The sequence below is a fragment of the Nocardia sp. NBC_00565 genome (assembly GCF_036345915.1).
Taxonomy (GTDB): Bacteria; Actinomycetota; Actinomycetes; order Mycobacteriales; family Mycobacteriaceae; genus Nocardia.
This window is the reverse complement of the sequence record NZ_CP107785.1, coordinates 3,814,199-3,837,900: the sequence shown is the minus strand read 5'-3', so window position 1 is coordinate 3,837,900 and position 23,702 is coordinate 3,814,199. Positions and strand designations below refer to the sequence as shown.

General features: G+C 66.3%; 23 protein-coding genes. 14 read left to right on the top strand and 9 right to left on the bottom strand.

From position 1 onward, the window contains the following. Window positions 1-27: 27 nt before the first annotated feature. The gene (locus OG874_RS18345) at window positions 28-981 is read right to left on the bottom strand and encodes a carbohydrate kinase family protein (RefSeq protein WP_330256344.1); all 954 of its coding nucleotides are present in this window, start codon (window positions 979-981) and stop codon (window positions 28-30) included. Beyond that, window positions 978-1,646, bottom strand: coding sequence for a class II aldolase/adducin family protein (locus OG874_RS18340; protein WP_330256343.1), 669 nt, complete (start codon window positions 1,644-1,646; stop codon window positions 978-980). The genes OG874_RS18345 and OG874_RS18340 overlap by 4 nt, the downstream gene beginning before the upstream one ends. Window positions 1,647-1,703: 57 nt before the next feature. Between OG874_RS18340 and OG874_RS18335 the strand changes: the two genes are divergently transcribed. After that, complete coding sequence (locus OG874_RS18335) at window positions 1,704-2,345, top strand: TetR/AcrR family transcriptional regulator (RefSeq protein WP_330256342.1); 642 nt, start codon at window positions 1,704-1,706, stop codon at window positions 2,343-2,345. Window positions 2,346-2,383: 38 nt separating this feature from the next. On the opposite strand, the gene OG874_RS18330 is transcribed toward OG874_RS18335, so the two are convergent. The 4 genes from OG874_RS18330 to OG874_RS18315 all read right to left on the bottom strand — a co-directional run bounded on the left by OG874_RS18330 (window position 2,384) and on the right by OG874_RS18315 (window position 4,529). Then, on the bottom strand, window positions 2,384-2,611 hold the full coding sequence (locus tag OG874_RS18330) for a hypothetical protein (protein WP_330256341.1): 228 nt from the start codon (window positions 2,609-2,611) through the stop codon (window positions 2,384-2,386). A gap of 311 nt (window positions 2,612-2,922) precedes the next feature. Next, window positions 2,923-3,225 (bottom strand): putative quinol monooxygenase, encoded by a 303-nt coding sequence (locus tag OG874_RS18325; RefSeq protein WP_330256340.1) that lies wholly within the window; start codon window positions 3,223-3,225, stop codon window positions 2,923-2,925. Between the two features lie 32 nt (window positions 3,226-3,257). Beyond that, complete coding sequence (locus OG874_RS18320) at window positions 3,258-3,953, bottom strand: SDR family oxidoreductase (protein ID WP_330256339.1); 696 nt, start codon at window positions 3,951-3,953, stop codon at window positions 3,258-3,260. 21 nt (window positions 3,954-3,974) lie between these two features. Continuing rightward, entirely contained in the window at window positions 3,975-4,529 is a 555-nt protein-coding gene (locus tag OG874_RS18315) for a DUF2599 domain-containing protein (RefSeq protein WP_330256338.1), read from the bottom strand. A gap of 140 nt (window positions 4,530-4,669) precedes the next feature. On the opposite strand from OG874_RS18315, the gene OG874_RS18310 reads away from it, so the two are divergent. Further along, entirely contained in the window at window positions 4,670-5,779 is a 1,110-nt protein-coding gene (locus OG874_RS18310) for a lipase family protein (RefSeq protein ID WP_330256337.1), read from the top strand. A gap of 5 nt (window positions 5,780-5,784) precedes the next feature. On the opposite strand, the gene OG874_RS18305 is transcribed toward OG874_RS18310, so the two are convergent. After that, entirely contained in the window at window positions 5,785-6,027 is a 243-nt protein-coding gene (locus OG874_RS18305; RefSeq protein ID WP_330256336.1) for a hypothetical protein, read from the bottom strand. A gap of 303 nt (window positions 6,028-6,330) precedes the next feature. Here OG874_RS18305 and OG874_RS18300 point away from each other — a divergent pair, with 303 nt between their 5' ends. The 7 genes from OG874_RS18300 (at window position 6,331) to OG874_RS18270 (ending at window position 13,773) form a co-directional block, all read left to right on the top strand. After that, window positions 6,331-7,524: a lipase family protein gene (locus tag OG874_RS18300; protein ID WP_330256335.1), complete on the top strand. Its 1,194-nt coding sequence runs from the start codon at window positions 6,331-6,333 to the stop codon at window positions 7,522-7,524. 255 nt (window positions 7,525-7,779) lie between these two features. Then, window positions 7,780-9,183, top strand: coding sequence for a lipase family protein (locus OG874_RS18295; protein WP_330256334.1), 1,404 nt, complete (start codon window positions 7,780-7,782; stop codon window positions 9,181-9,183). Window positions 9,184-9,376: 193 nt separating this feature from the next. Then, window positions 9,377-10,480 (top strand): fused (3R)-hydroxyacyl-ACP dehydratase subunits HadA/HadB, encoded by a 1,104-nt coding sequence (locus OG874_RS18290; RefSeq protein ID WP_330256333.1) that lies wholly within the window; start codon window positions 9,377-9,379, stop codon window positions 10,478-10,480. A gap of 91 nt (window positions 10,481-10,571) precedes the next feature. After that, the gene (locus tag OG874_RS18285; protein ID WP_330256332.1) at window positions 10,572-11,540 is read left to right on the top strand and encodes a helix-turn-helix domain-containing protein; all 969 of its coding nucleotides are present in this window, start codon (window positions 10,572-10,574) and stop codon (window positions 11,538-11,540) included. Between the two features lie 88 nt (window positions 11,541-11,628). Beyond that, entirely contained in the window at window positions 11,629-12,465 is an 837-nt protein-coding gene (locus tag OG874_RS18280; RefSeq protein WP_330256331.1) for an SAM-dependent methyltransferase, read from the top strand. Window positions 12,466-12,520: 55 nt separating this feature from the next. Next, window positions 12,521-13,168, top strand: coding sequence for a TetR/AcrR family transcriptional regulator (locus tag OG874_RS18275; RefSeq protein WP_330256330.1), 648 nt, complete (start codon window positions 12,521-12,523; stop codon window positions 13,166-13,168). Beyond that, window positions 13,165-13,773 carry an Rv1733c family protein gene (locus tag OG874_RS18270; protein WP_330256329.1) on the top strand — a complete coding sequence of 203 codons (609 nt, stop codon included), beginning with the start codon at window positions 13,165-13,167 and terminating at the stop codon, window positions 13,771-13,773. The genes OG874_RS18275 and OG874_RS18270 overlap by 4 nt, the downstream gene beginning before the upstream one ends. A 22-nt stretch (window positions 13,774-13,795) precedes the next feature. Here the strand turns inward: OG874_RS18270 and OG874_RS18265 are convergent, their stop codons facing one another. Beyond that, window positions 13,796-15,343 (bottom strand): acyl-CoA carboxylase subunit beta, encoded by a 1,548-nt coding sequence (locus tag OG874_RS18265; RefSeq protein ID WP_330256328.1) that lies wholly within the window; start codon window positions 15,341-15,343, stop codon window positions 13,796-13,798. Window positions 15,344-15,774: 431 nt separating this feature from the next. Here OG874_RS18265 and OG874_RS18260 point away from each other — a divergent pair, with 431 nt between their 5' ends. From OG874_RS18260 to OG874_RS18240, 5 genes are all read left to right on the top strand, one after another. After that, a complete protein-coding gene (locus OG874_RS18260) occupies window positions 15,775-16,755 on the top strand; it encodes a transcriptional regulator (RefSeq protein WP_330256327.1) in 981 nt (326 codons plus the stop codon). A gap of 45 nt (window positions 16,756-16,800) precedes the next feature. Beyond that, window positions 16,801-17,751 carry an acyl-ACP desaturase gene (locus OG874_RS18255; RefSeq protein ID WP_330256326.1) on the top strand — a complete coding sequence of 317 codons (951 nt, stop codon included), beginning with the start codon at window positions 16,801-16,803 and terminating at the stop codon, window positions 17,749-17,751. Beyond that, window positions 17,748-18,770: an alpha/beta hydrolase gene (locus tag OG874_RS18250; RefSeq protein ID WP_330256325.1), complete on the top strand. Its 1,023-nt coding sequence runs from the start codon at window positions 17,748-17,750 to the stop codon at window positions 18,768-18,770. The genes OG874_RS18255 and OG874_RS18250 overlap by 4 nt, the downstream gene beginning before the upstream one ends. A gap of 85 nt (window positions 18,771-18,855) precedes the next feature. Continuing rightward, on the top strand, window positions 18,856-19,734 hold the full coding sequence (locus OG874_RS18245; RefSeq protein WP_330256324.1) for an ABC transporter ATP-binding protein: 879 nt from the start codon (window positions 18,856-18,858) through the stop codon (window positions 19,732-19,734). Then, window positions 19,731-20,921 carry an ABC transporter permease gene (locus OG874_RS18240; RefSeq protein ID WP_330256323.1) on the top strand — a complete coding sequence of 397 codons (1,191 nt, stop codon included), beginning with the start codon at window positions 19,731-19,733 and terminating at the stop codon, window positions 20,919-20,921. The genes OG874_RS18245 and OG874_RS18240 overlap by 4 nt, the downstream gene beginning before the upstream one ends. A 49-nt stretch (window positions 20,922-20,970) precedes the next feature. Here OG874_RS18240 and OG874_RS18235 read toward each other — a convergent pair whose 3' ends face one another. Continuing rightward, a complete protein-coding gene (locus OG874_RS18235) occupies window positions 20,971-23,694 on the bottom strand; it encodes a discoidin domain-containing protein (RefSeq protein ID WP_330256322.1) in 2,724 nt (907 codons plus the stop codon). Between the last annotated feature and the right edge of the window lie 8 nt (window positions 23,695-23,702).

Genomic DNA, 23,702 nt, shown 5'->3' with positions numbered 1-23,702 from the left:
TGCCGTTGCGGCAGTGGTGATTCCCGCCTATCGACTCGGTATGCCCGGTTCGGCGGCGAGGGTCGGGGTTACGGCGGCGAAGGCGTCGGCGGCGGCGAGATCGAATTCGCCGTAGTCGCTGCCGAGGCCGCGGGCGACGAGTGCGGCGACCGCATTGCCGAGGATCGCGGCATCGCGCAGGCCGCGACCGAGGGCGATGGCACGGATGAATCCGGCGGAGAAGGCGTCGCCGCAGCCGGTGGTATCGACGATATCGACGGCGAAGGCGGGAATGTCGTGATATCCGTCGGGGTCGACCAGCAAGGTGCCGTCGGCGCCTCGAGTGATCGCGAGAACGCCGGCACCCGCATCCAGCAGCACCGCGCAACCTGCGGTGAGATCGGTGGCACCGGTGAAGCCGAGTACCTGTTCGTCGTTGGGCAGGAAGTAGTCGGTATGCGGGAGTACCGCGGCAATGGCGTCCAGGCTGCCAAGTGCGCCCGGCGCGATCAGATCGACCGAGGTGGTGACGCCGTTCTCCTTGGCATGCCGCAGGATTCGCGCGGCGTTGACCGCGCCGATCAGCTCCGGTCCACCGAGATGCAGGTGATCGGCGTCGGCGAGCGCGGCCCAGTCGACATCGTCCACGGTGTAGAGCGGGTTGGCGCCCAACAGATGCAGGCTGGGGCGTTCGCCGTTGGGGCGGATCGGCAGCACCGAGGACGAGGTGGGCTGGTTTTCCTTGCGCACCACCAGTTCTGTGTCGATGCCCGCCTTGGCGAGCAGCGTGAGCAGGATATCGCCCGAGGCATCGGCGCCGATCGCACCTGCGGTCCGGACGTCCGCGCCGAGCTTGGCGAGGGTGAGTGCGGTGCCCGCGGCGGTGCCCGCCGCCGTGACGCGGATATCCTCGACCAGTGCGGTCTGCTGTCCCTCGGGGATGGCCGCCACGGGTCGGACCAAAATGTCCAATACATGTGCGCCCAGGGCGATTACCTTCATGGCGTGTCCTTCTCCAGTGGTTTGCGGGTGCCGTATCCGGTGCGCAGCGCCACCTCCACGACCGCGGCCTGCTGCCGCGCCGACAATTCGCGCGGCGTGCCGAGGGCCATGGCGTCGAGATACAGCGCACAGGCCCACTCCAGCAGCAGTGCGGACTCGACCGCCTTGTCCATGGACATGCCGAGGGTGACGGCACCGTGATTGGCCAGCAGCGCGGATTGCCTGCCCCGCAAGGCCTCTCGCACCGCGTCCGCGAGTTCCGCGGTACCGAACGGGTGGAACGGCGCGACCTTCGTCGAACCGCCCAACAGCAGCTGCTGATAGTGGATGACCGGCAACTCGTCGAGCACACAGGCAATGGCCGTCGACTTCGGTGCGTGTGTATGCACGATCGCCTGTGTCGCGTAGGCGCGATAGACATCGAGATGCAAACCCAATTCGGAGGTCGGCGCGTAGCGGCCGGCGACCACGGTGCCCGCGAGATCGACCACGGTGACATCGTCCGCGCAGACCTCGGCGAGCACCGCGCCGGTGGCGGTGATGGCGACCAGATCACCGAAGCGCAGGCTCACGTTGCCCGCGGTGCCGATCAGCAGTCCCTGCTCGGCGAGGCGCAGGCAGGCGGCGGCGACCTCGGCGCGTTCGATTGGCGCGATGGTGGTCATCCGGCATACTCTACCGAAAACCTGAATCTCATTCACATTACTGTTCGGAGGTAATCCGTGCCGGTCGGCCGCGCTCTTCCCGAAGCGGGCTTGCGTCGCGTGCCCATTCAGGCGCGCAGCCGGGAGCGACTGGCGCGCGTGCTGGAGGTGGCGGACCGACTGATCGCTACCGAGGGCGTCGAGGCGTTGACGATGATCAGAGTGGCTGCCGAGGCACGGATTTCGGTCGGCTCGCTCTATCAGTACCTACCGGATCGCGAGGCCGTCATCGAGACCCTCGCCGCGTCCTACCTCGAGCAACTCGAGGCCAAAGCGGCCCTCCTGCTCGATATCGCACGCCGCGAGCGCTGGGACGATCCGGTCGGCGTGCTGGTGGACGCTTTCGCGCAGGTGTACCGGGACGAGCCCGGCTTCCGTGCGCTCTGGTTCGGCAAGGACCTCAACGAAGCCGCTCGGGCCGCCGACCGCGAACACAAACGACGGATGGCGGTGCTGCTGCGCGATGTCATGCTGGCACAGGGCGCCGTCGCCGATATCGAGGGACTCGATATCGCGTGCCGCGCCGCGCACCTGATGGGCGACGCGGTCATGCAGGAAGCATTCCGGTCCGACCCGGATGGTGACCCGAATCTGTTGCGCGAGGCCAAGATCGCATTGCGTGCCTACACGTCGCAGTGGGCATCGCCGACCGAGACGTGACGCAATTCGATTGCGCCGCTACATCATTGGCGACTGAGTCACTGCTTGATGAAGCTGGAGGCGATGCGCCAGAACGTATCCGGCTGTAGCGCCTCGAGATCCCAGTCGTCGGCCATCGCGTGCGCGGTGGTGACGATCCGGTCGATGTCGAAATCGTGTCGAGTGGCCGCACCGGTGGACTCGACGGCATCGATGACGAAAGCGACTGCGGTTTCTCGCGAGTACGCGGTACTGCGCTGACCGCTTCGGGTCGACGGTGTGCTCATAGTTGTTATACCGTTCGCTGGCTGGTCGGCCAGTGCGGCTTCGGCGATCCCGAGCCGGCCGCCGTGAAGTGGTTGGTCCATTCGAACGCCCCTGACGTCTGGCGGCAGCAAACCCATGGCGACATCGGCCCTTGGTTCACCCACGCGGCCTCCCCTGGTTGTCCCCTGTAAAGCCTTGCGGGACTGAGTTTAGGTCGGTGTGCCTTTCAGATGCAAGCACATCTGCACGATCGATTATGTGTTCGCAGTTGGGTTTTCGCATCTGCTAATCATCCGCGAACCGGCGCCGACAGGGGGTTGTTTCGGCCCGATCATTTCGCATTGACCAGAACGTCGGTGCTGTAGTGCACCTGAGTGCCCGGCTCGACATAACGGTCGGCAGCGCAGCGCCAGGCCAGGAAATGCTCGGTGAAATGGTGGGCTTCGGCGGCCTCGTCATCAACATAGACCTGGTAGAGGAAAAACCGGTGCGGATCAACGCGGTCCGCGCAGACATCGAATCGCAGGCAACCGGGTTCCTCGCGCACCGATGCGGTGGCACTGCGGCTCACCGCGGCGAGGAATTCCTCCCGGGATCCGGGTCGGAGCTTCAGGGAAATGATGCGACTGAACACGGTAATGTTCTCCATTCCAGCGGCGAAAAAGGTCAATCGGTAACTGCGGCACCGCTTTCGGCGACTATTTGGCTACCAAAATTGGAGACCGCGAGCGTTACCGGTGTGTTGCCTGCGACGAGCTCGAGTGTGGCATGCACGGTGTGCGGGGCGGACAGGATTTCGGCGATGACGGCGGCGACATCCGCGCGGGTGACGCTGCCGTGCGGCACCGGCGGCGGGCTCAGGGTGACCCGATCGGTCGCGGCCGCATCGAGCAGGCGACCGGGGCGCAGGATGGTCCAATCCAGATCGCGTGCGCGCAGGTCGTCCTCGGCCTGGGTCTTAGCGTCGAGGTAGGCGGCCCAGACCTCGTCGGTGCCGGGCGCGGGCGGTTTTCCGGCGCCCATGGTAGAGATCTGCACGAACCGGCGGATCCCGGCCGCCTCGGCGGCATCGGCCAACAGCACCGAACCACCCTTGTCCACCGTGTACTTGCGCGCCGCACCACTGCCCGCGCCCGCACCGGCCGCGAAAATCACAGCGTCGGAATCCTTTACGACGGCGGCGAGTTCCGCGATTGTGCTGTGTTCCAGATCGAAGACGACCGCTTGCGCACCGGTCGCGGCGACCTCGTCGGTGTGGTCGGCGTTGCGGATCAGGCTGTCGACACGGTCACCGCGACCGGTGAGTATTTCGGCGAGCAGTAATGCGATCTTGCCGTGTCCACCTGCGATGACGACGCGCATGGGTGGGTCCTTTCTAGTTGGTCAGCGTTCGGGTCCTCCGGGATTACACGAGGCCTGGACGGTGGCCTGGTAGCCCACCGCCGGACGCCAGGGCTCGAGATTCCAGCTCTCCTTGTTCGGCTGCACCATCCGGGCCCAGACCCAGTGACAGACGAACTGGTCGCGCATGCCGGGAGTGTCGGCGTCGGGTGATTGCGCGAGCACCTCCTGCCAGGCCCGCTCATCGGTATCGGGGAAGGCCTCGAGTCGACCGGCCTGGGTCGGGTAGACCAGCAGCCGCGGGCCGTCGGCGGCCTCGGTCCAGGTGGTGTGGTCGATGAGCGGCATACCGGCGTAGGGATCGACGGTCGGCATCCCGGCCACGGTCGTACTCGCGGGCGCGGTCGTCGTTGTCGTCGGTGCGGCTGTGGTGGTGGATGGCGACTCCTCGGAGCCGCATCCAACGACGGCGAGTCCGGAGCACAGCACCGCTACTCCCAAGCGCACCGCGGGTGACCCCTTGCCGGTCGTCGTGCGACACCGCATACCCGGACGTCGTCCGGTGTGCTCCGGTGCACCTGGGTTCGGCTGGGTCACTATCGATCCTCTCGCAGGGTTGTCCGTCCTCGAGGGTAGTCATCGCGCGGCGGTGCAATGGACATCCGGATCGGCCCGTCGCTGGGGCCACCGATTGTGGTGTCTTGCCGACCAGTGGGCGAGCTGGCGATAGTCGGTCGATGGCGCGGGCTCGGATAATCGCCGGCGCGGTCGCGGTGGCGGTCGCGCTGTCCGCGCCCGCGGCGGCGCAGGGGAGCGACGCCCCCGGTGTGGTCACCGAGACCGTAGAGCTCTCCGGCGCGCTGCGGGTGGACGGTGCGGCGCTGGCGGAGCGGATCACCTATTGGTCGCGCGGGCCGCGTTGGCCGATGCAGAGTACGGCCGCGATCTATCTGCCGCCGGGCCCGCCGCCGCCGGGTGGCTGGCCGATCGTGGCCTATGCGCACGGCACCGTGGGCATCGCCGACCAGTGCGCGTTCACGCTCCAGCCGCGTGCGTTCTACCTGGAGACGGTCTATCCGGAGCTGCTACACGCCGGATTCGCCGTGGTGATCTCCGACTATGTCGGGCTCGGCACGCCGGGCACTCACCCGTACCTCGACGGGCCGTCGCAGGCACGCAGTGTGATCGACGGTGTACGCGCGGCCCGTGCGGTGACACCGGCCCTCGGCGTGCGCTGGGCGGTCTTCGGACAGTCGCAGGGCGGGCAGACCGCGCTGTTCGCCTCGGCCCTCGGACCGTCCGACGCGCCGGAACTGGAATTGCGCGGTGCGGTGGCCACCGGTGCGCCGTCGAATCTGGAGTACGGCGTGACGGTGGCCGGGCCGTGGGTGCCCCGGCTGCCATTGCGCAAGACCACCACCTACTTCGGGCTGATCCTGGCCGGATTGCGTGCTACCGCACCGGAACTCGATATCGACGGCTATCTCACATCGATCGGGCAGGAGGTGCTGCGGATGGTGGAGTCGGAGTGTGTGAACGACGCAGACGCGCTGGTGCACGACATCGCCATCGGGCAGATGCTGAGCAGGCAGTTGTCGGGGCCCGCGTTGGATGCGGTGGTGCGATCGATGCTGCGGATCCCGATCGAGGGGCAGACGGTGCCGTTGTTCATCGGTCAGGGGCTGACCGACCTGGAAGTGCCAGCTCCATTGAGCGTCAAGCTGATTGCCGATCTGCGATCCGGCGGAGCCGACCTGCAAGTCGGCGTCTATCCGGGCGATCACCTCGGCGCGGCGGCCGAGGCACTACCGGACGCGCTGGCCTTCCTGCGCCGCGTGCTGGCGTAATGCCGTCAGTGCCACAGTGATCGGCACGGCAGGCGGCGTAATCCCGGTCGTATCTTGCCATCCACCGTCACGGTCAGCCCGTCGTTCAGGGCCGCCGAGGTGAATTCCCATGCCTCGGCGCGGGTGGCCGCGTATTCCAGGATGAGCGCGTCCTCCGGTGTGGGACCGTCGAAGTAGACGGTGATCCGTCGTGTCGGTAACTCCTGGATGTCCGTCGGATACACCGAATCTCGTGCAGTGCCGTCCATGCCACCGTCTCCTCAGTCCCCGACCCGACTCACTTTGTCGATAGTTGTGACGGTAAGTCGCGCACCATGGTGCGGAACATGTTCGGGCTGATCAGCTGGACATGTCACAGACACGACACCTCGCCTTGGGAGACAGTCACGATTGCCCCCACCCGGCGATCACAGCTGATGCCTCCGAGACTTGTGAATTATCCAAATGTTTGACTCCAGGACTGCCTTTCGCAACGATTGCCGCCGACGATGTTCGCAAGTTGGACCACACTCTGGAGGCATACGTCGATGAGACAGGCCCTACGAAGACCGATGCGCAAAATTGGTGCGATCGCAGCCGGTCTGATGATGGTGTTGGCAGCGGCCGGCACCGCCCACACCACACCCCTTTATCCCGCCCCGGACCCCGACCCCTTCTATGCGACACCGCCGAATCTGGCGGATAAGAAGCCCGGTGATGTGATCGCGACGCGGGTGATGCCGCCGCTGCTGATCTTCCCGGATACCACCGTGACCGTCGTGCGGTTCCGGTCCACCAGCTCCGAGGGGCAGCCGATCGCGGCGACCACCACGGTGCTCACCCCGAAGGCGCACGCCGCCGACGGCCCCTTGCTCTCCTATCAGCACATCATCAACGGCCTCGGCGCGGAGTGCTCGGTATCGCGGGTGCTCTACACCGGCGATCCGAATCTCATCGTGCGCGAGGCGCCGGGCTGGAACGTCCTGCTCTCGCGCGGCTGGAGTGTCGCGCTGCCGGACCATCTCGGTCCGAATTTCGCCTATGGCGCGGCCAAATTGGGCGGCACCATCACCCTCGACGGCATCCGGGCGGTCAAGCAGGTCGCCGAGTTGCAGGTCCGCAAGAGTCCGGTCGCGATGGTCGGCTACTCCGGCGGCGGTATGGCAACCGCCTGGGCGGCCGCGCTGGCGCCGAAGTACGCCCCGGAGCTGGAGATCGCCGGAGCCGCGATGGGCGGTGTTCCGATGAATCTGGTGAAGATGCTGGAGGGACTCGGCCTCGGCTCGCATCCGGTGTTCGGCCTCGCGCTGGCGGCGGGACTCGGCCTGGAGCGGGAGTATCCGGACCGCTTCCCGCTCAGCGATCAACTCAACGACCGCGGTTTGGCCGCCCGTGCCGCGATCGCCAACAGCTGCACCAACGACATTCTGGCCACGGGCGCGGGCCGCGGCGCGCTGGACTTCGCGAAGACCACCTCGATGATCAACGACGCCACCGCACGCCGGGTAGTGGAGGAGAACAGCCTCGAACTCTACGACGGTGTGCCGAAAACGCCGATCTTCGAATGGCATTCGCCGATCGACGGACTGATTCCGGTGGATGCGGTGGTCAATACCGATAAGCGCTGGTGCGCGGCCGGAGCACGGGTGCAGTCCGAACAGATCCCGGTCCCCGATCATCTGACCGCGGCGGTGCTCGGTATCCCAGCCGCGCTGACCTGGCTGGATGCGCGATTCCGTGGGGAGGCGGCGCCGAGCAACTGTTGATACGGGCACAGTGGTGAGCTCCGGCGCACCGCCGGAGCCAACCGAGCCGAATCCGCTTTGCTGGACAAGGGGATTCGGCTCGGATTGTTGCGATTCGGCGACGTGACACACACAACTCGGGCACGGCGGGGTCGCCGGCCGGGCGTGGTCGGTTAGCCTGACTTTCTGGCCTCGGTAAAGGGGTATTTCGGGGTCGAAGGCACCATTTTTTCCCGGGCGTCAGGGAACCCGACGTCGAACCCTGGGGCGTGTGCCATGAGATGCCTGCGTGTCACCCTGTTCGCGCTGGTCCTGGTATGTCCGATGGCGATGGGGGAGGCGGCCGCCGAACCGCCGCCCGCCATTCCCGGCCTGCCCCAACTGCCGATCCCGACCGATCCCGGTTCGATCCTGCCCGATCTGCAGCAGTGGATCGACAGCGTCATCCCGCCACCGCCGATCGCCGCCGCGCCGCATCCATCAGGTCCCATGATGGAGGCAACGACGCTCACTCCGGGACTGGCCGCACTACGGGCGGCTGCGCTGCCGACCCCGATCGGCGATCCGATCTTCGACGCGTGGCCGGAGAATCTGGAGAGTTTCACCGCGGGCGAGGTCGTCGAGGTCCGCGATGTGAGCGCGACGGCCGCACCCCTGGTGCTGGTGCCGATCCGGCAGGCGCTGCTGCTGAAGTACCGCACCACCGATTCGCGCGGCGCGGCGTCGTATGCCACTGCCACACTGATCATTCCGGCCACGGCCTGGTCCGGTCCCGGTACCAGACCGGTGGTGGTGAACAATCTACCGATCGACGCACTGGGCCGGGACTGCACGCCCGGCTACACCTTCGCGCACGGCTGGTCGCGTAACACCAGCATCACCGACTTCCTCCCGCCCACAACACAATTGGCGGCATTGCGCGGATACGCCGTGTTGATTCCGGACCATGAGGGCCCGTGGATGGCCTATGCCGAGCCATATGTCGCGGGACACGCCGTCCTGGACGCCATTCGAGCGGTGCGCGGGCTGCGCTCGGATGAGTTCGGCGACAGCCGATTCGGCATGACCGGATACTCCGGCGGCGCCATCGCCACGCATGGTGCGGTGAAGCTGATCGACAGCTACGCACCGGAGTTGGCCGGATCGATTGTCGGCGCCGCACTCGGCGGCGTGCCGGCCGACTACGAGATCCTCGCGCGCAGCATGAACGCCAACCTCGCCTCGGGAGTGTTCATCGCCGCGACCTTCGGTGTCGGCCGCGAACGCCCCGAGATCCTGGCGAGTATGAACAATCTGGCGCAGTGGGCGGCGACGTCACCGCTCAAGGATCTTTGCGGCAGTGTGTTCGGGGCGGTCGGTGTGCTCATGCTGCCGATCGATATCGCCGCGAACATCCCCGATCCACTGCACTCCGAGGTCGCCTCGGAGATCTACACAGCCACGCGGATGGCGGGTATGAAGTCGGCGACGCCGCTCTACATCTATAACGGCGAGCAGGAGTTCTGGATCCCCGCCGAGGGCGCCCGCAACCTCTACCAGGAACAATGCGGTCTCGGCGTGCCCGCGGTGTATCGCAGTGTGCTCGGCGAGCACATCATCGCCGGCGGTCTCGGCTATCCGGAGGCGATGAGCTGGCTGGACCAGCGTCTGCAGGGTGTCCCGGCACCCGATGAATGTTAAGGATCCTCTGGCGATCCGCCGTGGTGGTTGCGCTCGGCGCCGCGGCCGCGATCTATGACACGTGACGGTATCCATCCTCCTCAGTTGTTGTTGTACCCGGACTTGCCGTCGAGCGCGTCGAGCGCTGCCCGCCGTATCGCCTACGGTGGGCCGGTCCGGGCGGGGTAACAGGCCGGATTCGGGAAAGAGGCATATGAACGACATCACCACCGCTGTGGCAGAACCAGCGTCGGCACCACTCAGCGGGTCCGAACAGGCTGCCGCGATGGTCGGCCGTCGCTATCGGATGGCCGATCACTACGAGGTCGGGCGCGAGAAGATTCGCGAATTCGCCAGGGCAGTACGGGATTTCCATCCCGCGCACTGGAACGAGGACGCGGCAGGGGACCTCGGCTACGACGCGCTGATCGCGCCGCTGACCTTCTCCTCGATCGTCTGGCTGCTGGTGCAGCGCAAGATGTTCGATTCGGTGCTGACCGGCTATGACATCAGCCAGGTGCTGCAGACCGAGCAGAGCATCACGGTGCACCGCCCGCTGGTCGCCGGCGACCGCCTGCACTGCGACTCCTTCGTGGAATCGTTCCGGCAGTTCGGTGACATGGATTTCATGGTCACCCGGAATGTGCTCACCAACCAGCACAAAGAGCTGTTGCAGACCGCGTACACCACCGTGGTCGCGCGGACCGGCGCCGAGGTCGCCACCGAGCTGGTGACGGCGGTGGACGGCGTCATCATGAGCGGCCAAGCGCTGACCCATCGGCTGAGCGCGACCGAGCGACCGCGGGGCCGTGCCGTGGATACCGGCATCATCGAATGCCTCGACGAGGTGCTACCCGAAGCCACGGTGGACGAGACACAGGTCCGGGTGCCGCGCGGCGTCCCGACGTTCGACGACCTGCGGGTCGGCATGGAACTGCCCACCCGCGTCGTACCGCTGTCTCGCGGCGATCTGGTGAATTACGCTGGGGTATCGGGTGATTCGAATCCGATCCACTTCAGCGATCACGTCGCGGACACCGCGGGCCTGCCCGATGTGGTCTCGCACGGATTGCTCACCATGGGCCTGGGCGCGAGCTATCTCACCGACTGGCTGGGCGATCCGGCGGCGGTGACCGAATACGGGGTGCGGTTCTCCGGCTTCGCGCCGGTCTCCGCGACCCGGTACACCGAGATCGAATTCCGTGGCCGCGTCAAATCTCTCGATCCGCGGCGGCGGGCGGCGACCATCGCGCTCACCGCGATCTCCGAGGGCCGCAAGTTGTTCGGCCGGGCCACCGCCGAGGTGCTGCTGCGCTGATCCGAAATGCACATGCAGATGTACGAGTGTTTGTGGAAATGGGGCATTTTGGATCTAGCTAGTTGTGGCAATTCCGTGGCAGACTCAGTGAATGCGTGCTTCGGAAGTGCGACATTCATTTTCCGGGAACAACCCTGCCGCCGACGGTGGGCCCACCGTGCTGCGGATGATGCTCGGCAGCCGCATGCGACGGCTACGGGAGGCCTGTGAGATCTCGCGCGAGGATGCGGGGGAGGCGATCCGTGGTTCGCACTCCAAGATCAGTCGACTGGAATTGGGCCGCACCGGTTTCCGGGAACGCGATCTGGTCGATCTGCTGACGCTCTACGGGGTCGTCGATCCCGAGGAGCGCGAGGAGTTCAAGGAACTCGCACGCCAGGCGAACGCGTCCGGTTGGTGGCATCGCGACAGCGATTGGCTGCCGAAGTGGTTCGACACCTACCTCGGCCTCGAGCAGGCGGCCAAGCTGATTCGCTGCTACGAGCCGAGGGCGGTGCCGGAACTGCTGCAGACCGCCGACTACGCGCGGGCGCTGCTGGCACTGGCCCATTCCGCCGAATCGTCGGAGGCGATCGAGCGGCGGGTCGCGCTGCGGCTGCGCCGCCAGGAGATCCTGCGCCGCCCGCACCCGCCGCAGCTGTGGCTGATCGTCGAGGAGGCGGCGCTGCGTCGGCCGATCGGCGGGTCGACGGTGTGGCGGGCTCAGCTCGAGCACCTGCTGCGCGTCGCCGACGAGCCGCATATCACCCTGCAGGTGCTGCCCGATCATGTCGGCGGACCGGTGCTGGCCGACGGCGCGTTCACCATGCTGCGCTTCGCCGAGGCCGATCTGCCCGACATCGTCTACTTGCAGCAATTGACCAGCGCGCTGTATCTGGACAAGGGCGCCGACCTCGACGCGTACCGCGCGGTGGCGAATCAGCTATCGGTCCATGCCGCGCCGCCGGAGTACACCCCGGGACTGTTGCGCGCCCTGTGCGAACGGCATCCGGAAACGGTCGATCACCCTGCCGCGGCCGCCGATTCCGCTGAGACACAAGTGAACTCGCGGCACCGGTGACCATGCCGAGTTCGTCGAGTGTGTACTGTGCGGTGCCGGGTCTCCTACGATAGGAGCCACACAGGTCCTGTGGACGAAGGTGTTGACCATGACCGACGACGTTGCGCCAGGAACTCGACTCAGTCGGGAGATCGATCAGAGCAAACCGAGTATCGCTCGGGTCTACGACTACCTGCTCGGCGGTAAGGACAACTACCTCGTCGACCAGGAGGTGGGTAATCATTTCAAGGAGAATCTGCCCGGTTCGGTGGCGATCGCGTTCAGCAGCAGGCAGGCGCTGATCCGCGCGGTTCGCGATATGGCCCGCGACGGCATGCGGCAGTTCATCGACCTCGGCAGCGGTCTGCCGACCGCGGACAACGTGCATCAGGTCGCCAAGCGCCAAGCGTCCGACGCGCGGGTGGTCTACGTCGACCATGATCCGATCGTGCTCGCGCACGGCCGCGCGCTGCTGGCCACCGACGACAACACCGCGGTGATCCAGGCCGACGCCCGCGATCCGAAGTCGATCCGCAACCATCCCGATGTCGCGCGGTTGATCGACTTCGAGCAGCCCGTCGGCGTCATCTTCAGCTCGATCCTGCACCATTTCAACGATGATGAGGATCCGGCGGCCGCCGTGCGCTACTGGACCGATCAGATCCCTTCCGGCAGTCACGTTTTCATCACGCACTTCTGTTCCGGCCACAATGAGCAGACCGCCGCGGCCGAGCGGAAGTTGCAGGCCACGTTCGGTCGCGGCCGCTGGCGCGACCACGCGGAGATCCGCGCCCTCTTCGGCGACCTCGAACTCCTCGAACCCGCGATCGTTCCGTCGGCGCAATGGCGTCCGGATCCGGCCCCCGCCGCCGAGATCGGCGCCGGCGGCCGGGAGTTGACCGTATGGGAGCAGCTCATCGTGACGGGGCTGGCCCGAAAGCCCTGAATCGGATAATCCCGAACTAATGTCCCGATGGGACAATAGGGCGTAGACTGCCGGTATGGGTATCGACGACGAAGTCGACCTCGACGGACGCAGGCTGCGCACGCTACGCAGTCGCGCGGCCATGTCCCGTGCCGCATTCGACCTGCTCAACGAGCGTGGGCTGGGTTCGGTGGCGGTCGAGGACATCGCGGAGCGCGCCGGGGTCACCCGGCGGACCTTCAGTCGTCATTTCTCCTCCATCGAGGAGGCCGTGCTCGGTGAAATCGACCAGGACGTGCATCTGTTCAACGAGGCCCTGTGCCGGCGCCCCGTGGGCGAGCCGCCACTGGCCGCTTACCGCAATGCCCTGCACGATTGGCTGGCCGCCGAATATACCGGGGACAAGGCCGCGCGGCTGGCCCGGCGCTTGGCGTTGTTCCAGCGCTTCGAGGACGAGCCGACGCTGGCCGCTGGCTATCAGCGCATCCGGTTGGACGGACAGCGTGAGTCGGTGCGGATCATCGCCGCCAGACTCGATGTCGATCCGACCGTGGACCGGCGTCCGGAGGTAGCCGTCGCGGCCGGGTCCGGACTGCTCATCGCCGCCCTGCAGGCCTGGAGCGCGGGTTCGGACACCGACGGGTTGCCCGACCTCATCGATATGTTCTTCGACACCCTTATCGGGCTGACCGCTGAATTACAGAGCGAGGTGTCATCGTCATGACCGCAGCAACCAGGTCGCCGAGCGTTGTTCGCCGCACCTGCCGCCGTGTCGGCTTGGATCGGAATCCGATGCGCCGCCGCGAAGATCGCCTGCAATTGGCGGTCGCCGCGACCTTGACGCTGCTGTTCCTGATCATCGCTCCGCTGCTGTCGATATCGGTCGGTGGGCGGATCTACCAGACCGAAGACCGTATCGCGCAAGCCCAGGCCGCGCAGTTGCACCAGGTCGACGCGACGGTGCTGGAGGTCGGCAAGGCGCCGTTGTACGCGCCGATCACGCCGGCCCGGGTGCAGTGGCGCGATGCGCAGGGTGCCACGCACACCAGTGACTATCAGGCCACCGGTGTGCTGAAAGCCGGTGCCACCGTGCGGATTTGGCTCGATGGCGCGGGCCGGGTCAGCGAGCCGCCGTCGAGTACGCGGGCGTTCAGCAAGGCGTTGGTGATCACTACGGGCTTGGTCTTCGCGATCATGGTCTGCTTCGGTTGCGGCTACGCCCTGTTGCGGCGCGGGCTCGATCGTCGGCGGGCGCGGCTCTGGGAGGCCGAATGGGCCACCGTGGAACGCATGTGGGGCAATCACGGCACGCGTCCGGATCAGGCGTAGCCGCCTCGGCCGGACATCCCGCTCAGATCGGGAAGAGGCTGTGCTTGCGGGGGGTGTGCTTCCTGACCGCGCCCTTGTCCCGCAGTAGCCGCAGGGCCTTGCGGATCTCCAGCCGGGTCTGCGACGGCTCGATGACGGCATCGATATAGCCGCGCTCGGCCGCGATCCACGGCGTGGCCATGGTGGCGTTGTAGAAGTCGATCATCTGCTGGCGCGCGGCGGCGCGCTGATCGGCCGGGGTCGCCTCCAGCTGCCTGCGGCCGATGATGCCGACCATGCTCTCCGCACCCATGACGGCGATGCGCGCGGTCGGCCAAGCCAGACTGATATCTGCGCCGAGCTGCTTGCAGCCCATCACGGCGTAGCCGCCGCCGTAGGCCTTGCGCGTCACGATGGTCACGATCGGCACGGTCGCCTCGATCACCGCGCGGAAGAACCGGCCGCCGCGTTTGATGACGCCGTTGCGCTCCTCCTCGACACCGGGCAGGACGCCGGGGGTGTCGACGACGAAGATGACGGGCAGCCCATACGCGTCGCAGAACCGGATGAAGTAGGTCGCCTTGTCCGAGCATTTCGCGTCGAGCGCGCCGCCGAGCACCTGCGGCTGGTTGGCGACCACGCCCACGCTGCGGCCGTCGACCCGCGCGAATCCGGTGATCAGGTTCTGCGCGGTGGCGGCGCCGATCTCGTGGAAGGCGCCGTCGTCGAAGATCCGCAGCAGGATCTCGTGCATGTCGTAGCCGACCTTGTCCGCGTCCGGTATGACCGAGTCCAGCTCCAGATCGTGGCTGGTCGTCTCGGGTTCCAGGCCGGGATTCAGCACCGGCGGCTGCTCGAGGCAGCTCGAGGGCAGGTAGCTCAGGTAGGATCGCACCCAGTCGAAGGCCGCCTGCTCGTCGGGGGCGACATGGTGGATGGTGCCGATCTCGGCCTGGACCGCGGCGCCGCCGAGTTCCTCCGCACTCACGGTTTCGCCGGTCACCGCCTTGATGACCTCCGGGCCGGTGACGAACATGTACGACTTCTCGGTCGCGACCAGCACGTCCATATTCACCGGTCCGTAGACCGAACCGGCCGCGCACTTGCCGAGCATGACCGCGACCATCGGCACGAATCCGGACAGGTCCTCCTGGCGGCGGCACATCAGCGCGTACCAGGCGAGCGAGGTCACCGCATCCTGGATGCGGGCGCCGCCGGAATCGTTGATCGCGACCACCGGGCAGGCGTTCTCCTGCGCGAATTCCATGGCGGCGGCGACCTTTCGGCCGAACATCTCGCCGACCGAACCGCCGTGCACGGTCTGATCGTGCGCGATGACCACCACCGGCCGGCCGTCGATGTAGCCGCGGCCGGTAACCACGCCGTCGCCGTACATGCCGTCGGATCCGGGCGCACGCATGAGCGCACCCATCTCGACGAAGGAGCCCGGATCGAGCAGCATGCGCACGCGTTCGCGCGCGCTCGGTATGCCCTTGCTCTTGCGCTTCGCGATGCCGGTTTCACCGGCGGGCTCCTCGGCAAGCTCCAGGATGTCCCGGAGTTCCTCCAGCTTCTCTCGCGTGCCGCTCATAGGGGGATATGCCATCCTTCGAATGTCGTCGTGCATGACCCGGGGTTGACCGAACTGTTACAAGACGCTCGATGCTATCGGGCATATGACCCGCAGCACAGAACTCCCACCTTAGCCATGGGACAGCTCACAGGTTCGCTGGGTGTGCTCTGGTTTGAACCACCACGCGCGTGGGTACCGGCGGGTTGCCCACTGATGGGGTCGGTAGATCTGCGACGGTCGTTACAGCCGTCGTCCGCAGCTGCTGCCGCCCGCCGGGCGGGGCGGTCTCGCCGCCGCGATCTGATCATCTGAATGACCGGAATATTGCGGCCGAGAATCGGTCCGCTGCTTGTGATTTCGCCCAAGGTCGTCGATGCGAGGTGATGACTTTCCTAATTCCGTGGTCGGGCACGCAATTCGGTGCGAAACAAGGCTAGCCTTTTACAGTCATGGTGGGTAAACAGGCTGATTCGGGCGTCAAGAGCTTGGAATCGAAACTGGTCGAATATTTGACTTTCCAGGCGAGGCGCGCACGGCGGGAAGATCTCGGTACTATCACGCGCAGCTGTCTGGCGGAGGCCGCGCGAGTGCTCGAGCCGCGGTTGGTTCCGGTCGTGGCGCAGCCTGCGGCGATCACCGGATCGGCCGCGCGGTGGGCCCGCGAGGGGATTGCGCTGGAAACTGTGCTGGACGCGTATCACGATGGCGTCCGGGTCGGACTGGAATTCCTGACCCAGCAGGCCGCGGGCGAAAATGCCGATCAGGTGGCGGCGGCGGCCGGGCTGATCGTGCGCGTGCTGGAAATGGTGACGACCGCGACCTCGACGGCATATCTCGACGAGCATCGTCAGGTCGCGCGGGAACAGCAGACCACCGCGCAGTCGCTGGTATCGGCGCTGCTCAGCGGTCACGGCGTCGCGCGGCTGACGCGTCGGGCCGGATTCACCGTGGCCGCGTCATATCAGGTTGTCGCCGTCGCGATTCCCGCGCATCCGGACGAGCGAAGACCGGGTATGGGCGCGCCGTCCGCGGCGCGCCGCAAGCTGCGCCGAATCCAGGCGGCGCTGGCGAATCCGCTGGGCTCTCGTGCCCTGTCGCTGCTGTCCGACGAGGGTGGCACCGTCTTGGTGCCAATCGACGAGATCTCCGCCATGACACCGTTGGCGCTGACCCCGGAGGTGCTCGACCTGGTGAGCGAGGCCGCCGAGGTGCCGTTGACCGCGGTGGTGACCTCCGGTGACACCGCTCGGATTCCCGAACTGGCCGCGTTGGCACACGAACTGCTCGCCGGTCTGCAGGCCGCGGGCCGCCCGCCCGGTCTGTACCAACTGGCCGACTTACCGGAGGCGATCGCTTGTGACGGGCTCCAGCAGGCCCGGCGACCGGTAGTCACTACGCCCAACGATCACCGAATCACCCGTTCGGCCTGAACGAGTGTCCCTATCGTCGATTCGGGGTTGACCGAAGGAGTACGTGTGACAACCGCCTTGACCGATCTCGATATTCTGCGCGAACTGGAGCCCGTCGCCGAGCGCAATCTCGACGAGCATCTGCGCAAGGCCAAGGCGTGGCAACCACACGATTACGTGCCGTGGGACGACGGCCGCAATTTCGCGGCTATGGGTGGCATCGATTGGGAGCCGGGACAATCGGAGCTGTCCGAGGTCGCGCGCACGGCGATGGTCACCAACCTGCTCACCGAGGACAATCTGCCCTCCTATCACCGGGAGATCTCGGAGTCGTTCTCGCTGGACGGGGTCTGGGGGACCTGGGTGGGGCGCTGGACAGCGGAGGAGAATCGCCATGCGATCGTCATGCGCGATTATCTCGTGGTGACCCGCGCGGTCGACCCGGTGGCCCTGGAACAGGCCAGAATGGCGCATATGACAACGGGTGTCGAGAAACCTGACAAGGGGCCGCAGTTCCTGCGTTCGGTCGCGTATGTTACGTTGCAAGAACTGGCTACCAGGATAAGTCACAGAAATACCGGCATCGCCTGTAATGAGCCCATCGCCGAGCGTATGCTGCAACGCATCGCCGCCGACGAGAATCTGCATATGATCTTCTACCGCGACCTCAGTGCCGCCGCCCTCGACCTCACACCGAACGAGACCCTGCGCGCGATCACCGATGTCGTGACCGGGTTCCAGATGCCCGGGCTCACCCAGCCTAACTTCCGCCGTAATGCGGTGGTACTGGCCAAGAACGGCATCTATGATCTGCGCCAGCATCTGGACATCGTGCTGCGCCCGATGCTGCGCGCCTGGAATGTCTTCGAGCGCACCGACCTCTCCGGCGACGGGGCCCGCGCCCGCGACGAAATCGCCGTCTACCTCGACGAATTGGCCATCAAGGCAACACGTTTCGAGGAGCTGCGCGACCGCGCGGCCGCCAGACACACAGAGCGAGCCGCCACCGCGTCATGAGTCTGCGAGCACCGATCACCGCGGCGGCGATGGCCCTCATCGCCGTGGTAGCGCCCGCGCCCGCACTGGCCGATCCGCCCCCCGCACCGCCTGCCGTGGATCCCGCCATGACACGGACCGGGACGATCAGTATCGAGACCATCGGCCCACGCCACGAACGCTTTTCGATCGCCTCGGCCGCTATGCGCCGGGTCATCACGGTGGATGTTTTGCGCGGCAGCGGTTCCGGGCCGCACCCGCTGCTGTATCTGCTGGACGGCGTTGACGGCGAGGCGACCTCGGGTTGGCTGAGCAAGGGAGGTGCGGCGGAATTCTTCGCCGATAAGCCGGTCGATGTCGTGCTGACCAGCGGCGGCACCGGGAGCATGTACAGCGACTGGCAGCGTCGCGACGCCGCGCTCGGAATCAATCGGTGGGAGACGTTCCTGATCTCCGAACTCCCACCGATCATCGAGTCCTATCTGCGCACCGACGGGCGGCGGGCGATCGCGGGCGTATCGATGGGAGCGCAGGCCGCCATGATGCTGGCTCAGCGGTATCCGGGTCGCTATCGTGCTGTCGCGGGGATGAGTGGATGTTATTCCACGGCAGATGAACTCGGCCGCGCGGTCACCACGATCACGGTTGCGTCGCGGGGCGGCAATGTCGAAAATCTCTGGGGCCCACCCGATTCGCCCGAGTGGGGTGCGCACGACAGTGTGCTGAAGGCATCCGAGCTGCGGGGCACCGCCATCTACCTGTCCGCGGCCACCGGCTTGCCGACCAACGCCGACCTGGTCGCCGTCTCGAACGCTGCGAACCTCGTCGAAGCCTTGAAGACGGCAGGAGGGGGCGTTGCACTGGAGGCCGGCGCGCGCGCGTGCACCGAGCGCTTCGCCGCCCGCCTCGCCGAGCTGAACATTCCCGCCACCGTCGACTATGGCCCGGCGGGTATGCACACCTGGCCCGATTTCGAGGCCCAATTGCCGCGTGCCTGGCGGGTGCTCGCCCCAGCGCTCGGGCTGCCCGCACCGCAGTGACTCCGCGACACTCCTGAGCTGATGCGGCTTGTCTCGGCATATCGCGTCGGTAGGGTGAGGGCAAGTCGACGGAGGGGAGATTTCGATGCTGGAAGTCGCGCATCTGCTGCGCCGATTCGGGGACAAGGTGGCGGTCGACGACGTGTCGTTCGCGGTGCGGCCGGGAGCGCTGACCGGGTTCGTCGGGGGCAATGGCGCGGGCAAGACCACCACGATGCGAATGATCATGGGTGTGTTGGCCATCCATGGTGGCGAGGTCCGGTGGCGGGGGCGGCCGGTGACGGTCGTGGATCGGCGGTCGTTCGGTTATATGCCCGAGGAGCGCGGACTGTATCCGAAGCAGCCGGTGCTCGATCAGCTGGTCTATCTGGCTCGGTTGCGTGGGCAATCCGCCGCCGAGGCCAAGCGGCATGCGGCCGATCTGCTGGAGCGGTTCGCGCTGGAGGATCGCGGTAAGGACAAGTTGGAGTCGCTCTCGCTGGGGAATCAGCAGCGCGTGCAGATCGCGGCGGCGGTGATCGCGGAGCCGGATGTGCTGATTCTGGACGAACCCTTCTCCGGTTTGGATCCGGTCGCGGTCGATTCGATGGCCGAGTTGCTGCGGGAGTATGCCGGGCAGGGTGTGCCGGTGCTGTTCTCCTCACATCAACTCGATCTGGTGGAGCGATTATGCGATCAGTTGGTGATCCTGGCGGCGGGTCGGGTGGTCGGGCAGGGGGCGGTCGAGGAGTTGCGTGGTGTTGGTGGGAAGCGGTACCGGCTGGTGTTCGGCGGGGATACGGAGTGGCTCGGCGGGTTCGCTGGAGTCAGCGTGCTCGAGCGCAACGGCTCGGGTGTATTGCTGGAGTTGACCGGTACGACCACCGACGAATTGCTCACCGAGGCGCTGGCACGGGGTTCGGTACGTGAGTTGGCCGAGGTGCGGCCGTCGGTATCGGAGATCTACCGGGAGGTGACGGCATGACCGAGACCGGATCAGCGCCGCGCGGGGTATGGCGCATTGTCGCCGCGCGTGAGGTCGCGGTGAAGCTGCACGATCGCAATTTCCTCATCTCGACCATCATTACGATCGTGGCCATTGTCGCGTCGCTGGTCATCAGCGGGTTCGTGAGCGGTCGCACCGACAAGATCGATGTGGCGATCACCGGCGCGGGCGCCGATCAGATCATCGCGATCGCGAACAGTCTCGCCGAAAGTGCCGATAAGAACGTCACTTTCACCCCGCGTGCGGAGGCCGACGTGGCCGCTGTCGAACAGCAGGTGCGCGATGACGCCGTGGATGTCGGGTTGGTGCCCGCCGCGGCGGGCGAATGGCGGCTGCTCGGCAAGGCCGGGGAGGACGACAATGCCGCGACCTATGTGACGGCCGCGGTGCGGCAGATCACGGTGCAGCACAATGCCGCTGCTGCCGGAACCTCGATGGAGGCGTTGAGCCGAGGCAGCGCCGTCGCCTACAACCTGCTCGACCCGACCGCCGTCGATCCCGGTCTGGCCAAGGTCGTCTCCTTCGTTTTCGCGTTCTTGTTCTATATGGCCTCGTTCTTGTTCGGCATGTCCATCGCGCAGAGCGTGGTCGAGGAGAAGCAGAACCGTATCGTTGAAATCCTCGCCAGCGCGATTCCGTTGCGGCAGTTGCTGATCGGCAAGGTGATCGGTAATACGATCATGGCGTTCGGGCAGCTCGCACTGTTCGTCAGCGCGGGACTGATCGGCCTGGCATTCACCGGCAAGGGGGATCAGGTCACCGAGATCGCCGGTGCCGCAGGCTGGTTCATCGTCTTCTTCGTTGTCGGCTTCCTCGCACTGGCCAGCCTATGGGCGGTCGCGGGTTCGCTCGCGACGCGCAGCGAGGACATCCAATCCACTGCCACACCACTGTCATTGCTCATCATCGCGGTGCTGTTCGCCGGAATCTTCCTGTCCGGCCCCGGTCGCGTGGTTGCGTCCTATGTCCCGGTGTTGTCCATCGTCGCCATGCCGGGCCGGTTGGCCGAAGGCACGGCCTCCTGGTGGGAGCCGTTGGTCGCGCTGGTTCTGATGGCGGTCGCGTCCTACGGCATCGTCGTACTCGCGGAGAAGATCTATCGTCGCTCCCTCATGCAAACCCAAGGCCGCCTGACGATTCGGCAGGCGCTGAAGGTGCAGGACTGAGGATTCACGGCATGTTGGCTGCGGCGAACTGAGTTTCATTGACCACGGATCACGTTCGGGGGCCGGAGATCTCGAGTTCGCGGACGCCGGGATGCGTGGCTGGGTTCGTTGCCGTGAGTTCGATACGCACGTAGCGGGCCGAGACCGCGCTGGGAAGGGTTCCCGTTGCCGGATTCACGGTGACGGGGGTCCAGGTGTGCTCGTCTGCGGAGATCGTGAAAGTGATTGTGGCCGGGGCGGGTTCGGTCCAGTGCGGCACGATTCGATCGATGGGGGTTTCCTTCCCGAGGTCGACGGTGAGCGCACCTTGGGGACCGTTGGGCGCCCAGCCGGTGGCGGTACTACCGTCGACTGCGGCGTCGGCGTATTTGCCCGGCTCGTCGGACGTGGTGGTGACCGGCTTGCAGCGGGCGAGATTATCGGTCGGGGTGAGGTCGGGGCGTCGGGTGCCGAACGTGGCGTCCTCGGTGAGGAGGCGAGTTTCGGAGTCCGTTCGGACCTGCATCGGTTGACCATCGGTCAGCGTCAATGTCGTCTCGTCCGCTCCGATGGCCGCGTCGAAAGTTCGCCCCTGCCAGTGGATTCCACGGATAGTCAGGCCCTGGCGCAGTTCGGGCGGAAGTGTGGGTGCGATACGTATTCCGTCGGTGTCGAAGCGCAGTCCGAGCAGTCCATTGGTGAAGGATTGCAGGAAACCGCCCGCGGCGGTGACGAAGGTGAAGGCGGGTGCGCCGGCCAGTGGGTCCTTGGCCCCGGCCTTCTCGCCGCGCGCCTCGGCGAACTGTCCGAAGGGTGCGCGCACGAAGGGACGGGCGGCGCGTTCGAGGTAGGTGTCGGCCGCACAGCCCGGCATGCCGATCTTCGCCGCGTCGATGGCGTGCACCGAATCGGTCATTGCCGGGCCGTCAGGATCTGTTCGCGCCGAATAGTATTCGAGCACATGAGCCGCGACGTCCGGCGGCATCGGCCAGTCCAACGGGTAGATCAGTAGTACGGTGTCGGCCTGTTTGATGGGAGTGCCGGTGTATCCGTCGAATTGGACGAAGATCCGTTGTGCGCCATCGAACGGCATGCGCAGGCCGTCGGCGATCGTGGTCCATTCGGGCGGACGCTGTTCGTGCAGAATCTCGGCGGCCCGGGCGGCATTGCGTAGGGCGAGTGCGGCGACCGCATTGGTGTAAACGGAGTCGTTCACCCCGTTGCTGTATTCATCGGGACCTGCGACATCACGAATGGAGTAGCTGCCGTCATCGTTGCGCGTCACCCGCGACGCCCAGAATTCGGCGACCCCGCGCATGATCGGCCACCCGCGATCGCGCAGGTAGTCGTTATCGCCGGTGGCGGTGTAGTACTGCCAGGCAGCCAGCGACACATCGCCTTGGAGATGGATCTGGGTCAGGCAGTGCGGCGGATCCCAGCTGTGGCATTCGTCGAGATCGCCGCTGCTCGCGCTGGTCCACGGGTAGAACGCGCCGCGGTAGCCGAGCCGTCGCGCGTTCGCCTGTGCCGCGGGCAGGGTGCGATATCGGTACTCCACAACGGATTTCGCCAACTGCGGCGAAAATTGCAGTAGCGCGGGAAACATCCAGATGTCGGCATCCCAGAACACCGTGCCGCCGTAGTTGTCGCTGCTCAGTCCGACGGGCGAAATACTGTTGTCCTGCAGGGAATTCGTGCTCGAGTAGAGCGAGTAGAGCGCACCGCGTGCCCAGGTCTGCGCGTCCGGCTGATCGGGTACCTCGATGTCGCCACGCCAGAGCGAACGCCACGCGGTCGCGGTACCGGCGAGCAGCGCCGCCCACCCGGATCGAACGGCCCGCTGTGCGGCATCGAAGGCCGTCGCCACCGGATCGGGGGAGGTGCGCGTGGTGTCGACGCCGACGAACTTCGTCATCTGGTACGAATCGCTGTCCCGCACCGGAAACCGAACCTCCTGCCGCGCACTCAGATCGCGGTCCGGTGGCAGCTGCTGAATCGCATTCGACTGGACGCCTTGCCCCGGACGCAACACCGAGACGATATCGCCGCCGACATCGGTCCCGTCGGTGCGGAAGCCGACCCGGATGCTGTCGTCGTCGCGCGCGCCCACATCGGTCTGGCGCAGCCGCCGCGCGCCGGCCCCGTCGAGTACATCGGCGACGACCATCTCACCCGACCAGTGCGGCACGACCGTGAGATGCACCGCGCCGACGTGTTGATCGGTGCGGTCGGTGAGCACGTCGTAGACCAGGTCGGTGGCCTTGCCATCCGGCGTGGTCCAGGTGAGTCGGGTGCGCACGAGTCCGCATCGCAGGTGCAGTGTCTGTGCGAAATTCGTGATCTGCGCCGACGGCGTGGTGGGGGAATAGGTGTGCTCGCCGACGCCGACCAGCAGCGCGGACCAGTTCGGAATGGCCGCCGCGACCTCGCGGCCATCGGCCACACCGGGTGTGCGCGCATACAGGCCGGCGACGAACGCGCCGTCGTATGCGGGTGTGTAGAGCGGCCAGCCGGTCATCTCGTTCGTCGCGGTGTAGCCCATGCCACGCGGCGGAACCCGCAATCCGAGATAGCCATTGCCGACGAACGGATGCGCGTCGATCGGCGCGTCCACCTGCGAGCTCGACGGGGCCCACGCCGGCGTCGAAGCCGACCCGTCACCGGGGCATACCTCGCTCGACACCGGACCTGCATGGCACCCCGCGAACAATGCTGCCGTCGCGGCCAACACGATGACCAGCGCAATCGTGGTGCGTCGACGTGCTCGTTCGAAGATCGGGGCAATCGCGGACATTCGCACCT

Excerpts from the sequence above, each read along its gene's own strand:
- OG874_RS18235 (WP_330256322.1), bottom strand. The coding sequence starts at position 23,694 with ATGTCCGCGATTGCCCCGATCTTCGAACGAGCACGTCGACGCACCACG.
- OG874_RS18345 (WP_330256344.1), bottom strand. The coding sequence starts at position 981 with ATGAAGGTAATCGCCCTGGGCGCACATGTATTGGACATTTTGGTCCGA.
- OG874_RS18340 (WP_330256343.1), bottom strand. The coding sequence starts at position 1,646 with ATGACCACCATCGCGCCAATCGAACGCGCCGAGGTCGCCGCCGCCTGC.
- OG874_RS18285 (WP_330256332.1), top strand. The coding sequence starts at position 10,572 with ATGCGTGCTTCGGAAGTGCGACATTCATTTTCCGGGAACAACCCTGCC.
- OG874_RS18300 (WP_330256335.1), top strand. The coding sequence starts at position 6,331 with ATGCGCAAAATTGGTGCGATCGCAGCCGGTCTGATGATGGTGTTGGCA.
- OG874_RS18240 (WP_330256323.1), top strand. The coding sequence starts at position 19,731 with ATGACCGAGACCGGATCAGCGCCGCGCGGGGTATGGCGCATTGTCGCC.
- OG874_RS18280 (WP_330256331.1), top strand. The coding sequence starts at position 11,629 with ATGACCGACGACGTTGCGCCAGGAACTCGACTCAGTCGGGAGATCGAT.
- OG874_RS18290 (WP_330256333.1), top strand. The coding sequence starts at position 9,377 with ATGAACGACATCACCACCGCTGTGGCAGAACCAGCGTCGGCACCACTC.
- OG874_RS18260 (WP_330256327.1), top strand. The coding sequence starts at position 15,775 with ATGGTGGGTAAACAGGCTGATTCGGGCGTCAAGAGCTTGGAATCGAAA.
- OG874_RS18295 (WP_330256334.1), top strand. The coding sequence starts at position 7,780 with ATGAGATGCCTGCGTGTCACCCTGTTCGCGCTGGTCCTGGTATGTCCG.
- OG874_RS18320 (WP_330256339.1), bottom strand. The coding sequence starts at position 3,953 with ATGCGCGTCGTCATCGCAGGTGGACACGGCAAGATCGCATTACTGCTC.
- OG874_RS18245 (WP_330256324.1), top strand. The coding sequence starts at position 18,856 with ATGCTGGAAGTCGCGCATCTGCTGCGCCGATTCGGGGACAAGGTGGCG.
- OG874_RS18270 (WP_330256329.1), top strand. The coding sequence starts at position 13,165 with ATGACCGCAGCAACCAGGTCGCCGAGCGTTGTTCGCCGCACCTGCCGC.
- OG874_RS18330 (WP_330256341.1), bottom strand. The coding sequence starts at position 2,611 with ATGAGCACACCGTCGACCCGAAGCGGTCAGCGCAGTACCGCGTACTCG.
- OG874_RS18250 (WP_330256325.1), top strand. The coding sequence starts at position 17,748 with ATGAGTCTGCGAGCACCGATCACCGCGGCGGCGATGGCCCTCATCGCC.
- OG874_RS18275 (WP_330256330.1), top strand. The coding sequence starts at position 12,521 with ATGGGTATCGACGACGAAGTCGACCTCGACGGACGCAGGCTGCGCACG.
- OG874_RS18265 (WP_330256328.1), bottom strand. The coding sequence starts at position 15,343 with ATGAGCGGCACGCGAGAGAAGCTGGAGGAACTCCGGGACATCCTGGAG.
- OG874_RS18305 (WP_330256336.1), bottom strand. The coding sequence starts at position 6,027 with ATGGACGGCACTGCACGAGATTCGGTGTATCCGACGGACATCCAGGAG.
- OG874_RS18310 (WP_330256337.1), top strand. The coding sequence starts at position 4,670 with ATGGCGCGGGCTCGGATAATCGCCGGCGCGGTCGCGGTGGCGGTCGCG.